General features: G+C 46.1%; 2 tRNA genes and 3 rRNA genes. All 5 read right to left on the bottom strand.

The features are described from left to right. Window positions 1–47: 47 nt before the first annotated feature. A 5S ribosomal RNA gene (gene rrf / locus IEW40_RS14060) occupies window positions 48–155 on the bottom strand. 109 nt (window positions 156–264) lie between these two features. Then, a 23S ribosomal RNA gene (locus IEW40_RS14065) occupies window positions 265–3,047 on the bottom strand. Window positions 3,048–3,217: 170 nt separating this feature from the next. After that, window positions 3,218–3,291: transfer RNA gene (locus IEW40_RS14070), tRNA-Ala, on the bottom strand. A gap of 12 nt (window positions 3,292–3,303) precedes the next feature. Then, window positions 3,304–3,377, bottom strand: a tRNA-Ile gene (locus IEW40_RS14075). A gap of 122 nt (window positions 3,378–3,499) precedes the next feature. Continuing rightward, window positions 3,500–5,016 (bottom strand): 16S ribosomal RNA (locus IEW40_RS14080). Together the 16S, 23S and 5S rRNA genes with 2 tRNA genes alongside form the textbook arrangement of a ribosomal RNA operon. Window positions 5,017–5,556: the final 540 nt, after the last annotated feature.

Consider the following 5,556-nt stretch of genomic DNA (forward strand, 5'->3'; position numbering starts at 1 on the left):
CAAAAACAAAAAAAGCTCATCAACGTTGTTGATGAGCTTTTAATAAAAACTGGCGGCGACCTACTCTCCCGCGTTAGCAGTACCATCGGCGCTAGAGGGCTTAACTTCTGTGTTCGGAATGGGAACAGGTGAGCCCCTCTGCTAAAACCACCCTAAAGGCTTTATATTGCTTTTAGCTATTGGCTATCAGCCATTTGCTAAATGCTATTTAATCGACAAAAACGTTCACAAAGAGCTAACCTTATCTCTTTCGAGTGCCTATTAGGCTATAAATCTACGGGTAATTAGTACTACTCGGCTATGACATTACTGCCTTTACACCTGTAGCCTATCAACGTCGTCATCTCCAACGACCCTTAAAAGAAGTCTCATCTCGCGGCGAGTTTCGCACTTATATGCTTTCAGTGCTTATCTCTTCCAAACATAGCTACTCAGCGGTGCACCTGGCGGTACAACTGATACACCAGAGGTTTGTTCAACACGGTCCTCTCGTACTAGAGTCAACTCCGCTCAAACTTCTAACGCCCGCAATAGATAGAGACCGAACTGTCTCACGACGTTCTGAACCCAGCTCGCGTGCCACTTTAATGGGCGAACAGCCCAACCCTTGGGACCTTCTCCAGCCCCAGGATGTGACGAGCCGACATCGAGGTGCCGAACCTCCCCGTCGATGTGAGCTCTTGGGGGAGACTAGCCTGTTATCCCCGGAGTACCTTTTATCCTATGAGCGATGGCCCTTCCATACGGAACCACCGGATCACTATGTCCTGCTTTCGCACCTGATCGACTTGTAGGTCTCACAGTCAAGCACCCTTATGCCATTACACTCTACGCACGGTTACCAAGCGTGCTGAGGGTACCTTTGAAAGCCTCCGTTACTCTTTTGGAGGCGACCACCCCAGTCAAACTACCCACCACGCAATGTCCTTCCGTAGAAGTTAGGCTCCAAGTAAACAAAGGGTGGTATTTCAACGTTGGCTCCACCAACACTAGCGTGCCAGCTTCATAGCCTCCCACCTATCCTACACATTATTTACTCAAAGTCAATACGAAGTTATAGTAAAGGTTCACAGGGTCTTTTCGTCCCATTGCGGGTAATCGGCATCTTCACCGATACTACAATTTCACCGAGCTCGTGGCTGAGACAGTGCCCAGATCGTTACACCATTCGTGCAGGTCGGAACTTACCCGACAAGGAATTTCGCTACCTTAGGACCGTTATAGTTACGGCCGCCGTTTACTGGGGCTTCAGTCAATGCCTTCGCTTACGCTAAGCACCTTCCTTAACCTTCCAGCACCGGGCAGGTGTCAGACCCTATACAGCATCTTTCGATTTAGCAGAGTCCTGTGTTTTTGATAAACAGTCGCCTGGGCCTCTTCACTGCGGCCAACATTACTGTTGGCGTCTCTTCTTCCGAAGTTACGAGACTATTTTGCCTAGTTCCTTAGCCACGACTCACTCGAGCACCTTAGGATTCTCTCCTCGACTACCTGTGTCGGTTTTGGTACGGGCTGTATAAATCGCTTTTCTTGGAAGCGGGTCCTTAGGATTATCAGCGCATCCGAAGATTTGCTGTACTATCGTAACCTCGCAGTTACTTCAACGTACTATTCCGTCAGTACGCACCTAATTTCCAACTCCGTCACTTTATTATTATACAGGTACGGGAATATTAACCCGTTGTCCATCCACTACCCCTTTCGGGTTCGCGTTAGGCCCCGACTAACCCTCAGCTGATTAGCATGGCTGAGGAAACCTTAGTCTTTCGGTGAGGGGGTTTCTCGCCCCCTTTATCGTTACTTATGCCTACATTTTCTTTTCTATCCGCTCCACAATACCTCACGATACTGCTTCGGCGCAAATAGAATGCTCCCCTACCAGATGTATTACTACAAATCCATAGCTTCGGTAATATGCTTATGCCCGATTATTATCCATGCCGAACCGCTCGACTAGTGAGCTGTTACGCACTCTTTAAATGAATGGCTGCTTCCAAGCCAACATCCTAGCTGTCAATGCAGTTCAACCGCGTTGCTTCAACTTAGCATATATTTGGGGACCTTAGCTGTTGGTCTGGGTTCTTTCCCTCTCGGACATGGACCTTAGCACCCATGCCCTCACTGCTGATCAACATTTATTAGCATTCGGAGTTTGTCAGGAATTGGTAGGCGATGAAACCCCCGCATCCAATCAGTAGCTCTACCTCTAATAAACTTATAATCAACGCTGCACCTAAATGCATTTCGGGGAGTACGAGCTATCTCCCAGTTTGATTGGCCTTTCACCCCTACCCACAGGTCATCCGAAGACTTTTCAACGTCAACCGGTTCGGTCCTCCACTCTGTGTTACCAGAGCTTCAACCTGCCCATGGGTAGATCACAAGGTTTCGCGTCTAATCCTACTAACTATGCGCCCTATTCAGACTCGCTTTCGCTGCGGCTCCGGACCTGAAGTCCTTAACCTCGCTAGTAAAATTAACTCGTAGGCTCATTATGCAAAAGGCACGCCGTCACACCATATAGGTGCTCCGACCGCTTGTAGGCGTACGGTTTCAGGTTCTATTTCACCCTTCTATTCGAAGTGCTTTTCACCTTTCCTTCACAGTACTTGTTCACTATCGGTCTTTCAGGAGTATTTAGCCTTGGAGGATGGTCCCCCCATATTCAGACAGGATTTCACGTGTCCCGCCCTACTCATTTATCACTTATGTATGCCTTTCATATACGGGGCTATCACCCTCTTTGGCTGTTCTTTCCAGAACATTCTATTAAACATATAAAAGCTTTTGGGCTAATCCGCTTTCGCTCGCCACTACTTACGGAATCTCTTCGATTTCTTTTCCTCCGGGTACTTAGATGTTTCAGTTCTCCGGGTTTGCTCCTCGCCTTACGGCGGGTGACATATCTTCAATATGCCGGGTTGCCCCATTCGGATATCTACGGATCAATTCGTGTGTGCCAATCCCCGTAGCTTTTCGCAGCTTACCACGTCCTTCGTCGCCTCTGAAAGCCTAGGCATCCGCCATACGCCCTTAACGATTTCTTTCCTAATTTTATATTAGTATATTTTTATACTCGGCACTCGAAAGTGCTCGGTTATCTCTTTGTGATGTCTTTATCGTTAATGTCAATGATCTATTGTTCTTCTTATTAGTCTAATGAACGAATATTGTTTTTGGCTCTATCCGTAACTTTTAAATTAGACTTCTAAAACGGTGGAGAATAAGGGAGTCGAACCCTTGACCTCCTGCGTGCAAGGCAGGCGCTCTAGCCAGCTGAGCTAATTCCCCTCTAATTTTTAGTAGTCTCGGGCAGGCTCGAACTGCCGACCTCTACATTATCAGTGTAGCGCTCTAACCAGCTGAGCTACGAGACTTTAAATCTCTTCCCTCTTACTAATTATTAGGGGTATATTTTTAATATATAAACAAGTAAAAAAACCAAAGCGAACTGAGTAAGTTCTTATTTTAATTTTGTTTTACGTCTAATGACGCTCTAAAATGAGATGTTCCAGCCGCACCTTCCGGTACGGCTACCTTGTTACGACTTAGCCCTAGTTACTAGTTTTACCCTAGGCAGCTCCTTTTACGGTCACCGACTTCAGGTACCCCCAGCTTCCATGGCTTGACGGGCGGTGTGTACAAGGCCCGGGAACGTATTCACCGCGCCATGGCTGATGCGCGATTACTAGCGATTCCAGCTTCATAGAGTCGAGTTGCAGACTCCAATCCGAACTGAGACCGGCTTTCGAGATTTGCATCCAGTCACCTGGTAGCTGCCCTCTGTACCGGCCATTGTATTACGTGTGTGGCCCAAGACGTAAGGGCCGTGATGATTTGACGTCATCCCCACCTTCCTCTCTACTTGCGTAGGCAGTCTCACTAGAGTCCCCAACTGAATGATGGCAACTAGTGACAGGGGTTGCGCTCGTTGCAGGACTTAACCTAACACCTCACGGCACGAGCTGACGACAACCATGCAGCACCTTGAAAATTGTCCGAAGAAAGTTCTATTTCTAAAACTGTCAATTCCCATTTAAGTCTTGGTAAGGTTCCTCGCGTATCATCGAATTAAACCACATAATCCACCGCTTGTGCGGGCCCCCGTCAATTCCTTTGAGTTTCACTCTTGCGAGCGTACTCCCCAGGTGGCTAACTTATCACTTTCGCTTGGTCTCTGAAGCTTGCGCCCCAAAAACGAGTTAGCATCGTTTACGGCGTGGACTACCAGGGTATCTAATCCTGTTCGCTCCCCACGCTTTCGTCCCTCAGCGTCAGTTATATCTTGGTAACCTGCCTTCGCAATTGGTGTTCTAAGTAATATCTATGCATTTCACCGCTACACTACTTATTCCAGCTACCTCAAATATACTCAAGACTTACAGTATCAATGGCAGTTCTATCGTTAAGCGACAGGCTTTCACCACTGACTTATAAGTCCGCCTACGGACCCTTTAAACCCAATAAATCCGGATAACGCTTGCACCCTCCGTATTACCGCGGCTGCTGGCACGGAGTTAGCCGGTGCTTATTCGTATAGTACCTTCAGCTTCCCACACGTGGGAAGGTTTATCCCTATACAAAAGAAGTTTACAACCCATAGGGCAGTCGTCCTTCACGCGGGATGGCTGGTTCAGGCTTGCACCCATTGACCAATATTCCTCACTGCTGCCTCCCGTAGGAGTCTGGTCCGTGTCTCAGTACCAGTGTGGGGGATCACCCTCTCAGGCCCCCTAAAGATCATTGCCTTGGTGAGCCGTTACCTCACCAACTAGCTAATCTTGCGCGTGCCCATCTCTATCCGCCGGAGCTTTCAATATTAAACGATGCCGTTCAATATATTATGGAGTATTAATCTTCCTTTCGAAAGGCTATCCCCCAGATAAAGGCAGGTTGCACACGTGTTCCGCACCCGTACGCCGCTCTCTCATTTCCGAAGAAACAATACCGCTCGGCTTGCATGTGTTAGGCCTCCCGCTAGCGTTCATCCTGAGCCAGGATCAAACTCTCCATTGTATGTTTGTCTGACTCACTCAAAGTTGACTTCGCTTTGGTTTATTTTTTTTTACTTGGTTGTATATTGTTATTTCAAAGATCTCTTCTTCTTTCGCTTCTTCTAAAACTTTATTTCTGTCATCTATTGTTTCAGATTTGCGAGTGCAAAAGTAAAAACTTTTTTTGAATTGACAAAATATTTTTTGAAAAAATTTTTATTTTTTTTCAGAACCTTCAGTTTCACTATTTCTATTTAGATTAACTTAATCCGCTCTTAATTCAATACCTTATCTCGCTTCTACTCTTTCCCTTTATTTGGGACTGCAAAGATAAGAACTTTTTCTTAACCTCCAAATCTTTTTGCAAAAATTTTTTAGTTTTTTTTCGTCTTTCAATTTCGTTCTTTATAATGTTCTTCTGCGCTACTCCTTTCGTTTAGAGTGGTGCAAAAGTAGAACCTTTTTACCTTTCAATCCAAATCTTTTGAAAGATTTTTTGTGTTTTATCTCTTTATTTATCTTAATGCTCTGGTTTTTAGAGAGAAAAATTTCGTATTTTTTT

Origin of the sequence: Cloacibacterium rupense, from assembly GCF_014645495.1 — a bacterium.
Taxonomy (GTDB): Bacteria; Bacteroidota; Bacteroidia; order Flavobacteriales; family Weeksellaceae; genus Cloacibacterium; species Cloacibacterium rupense.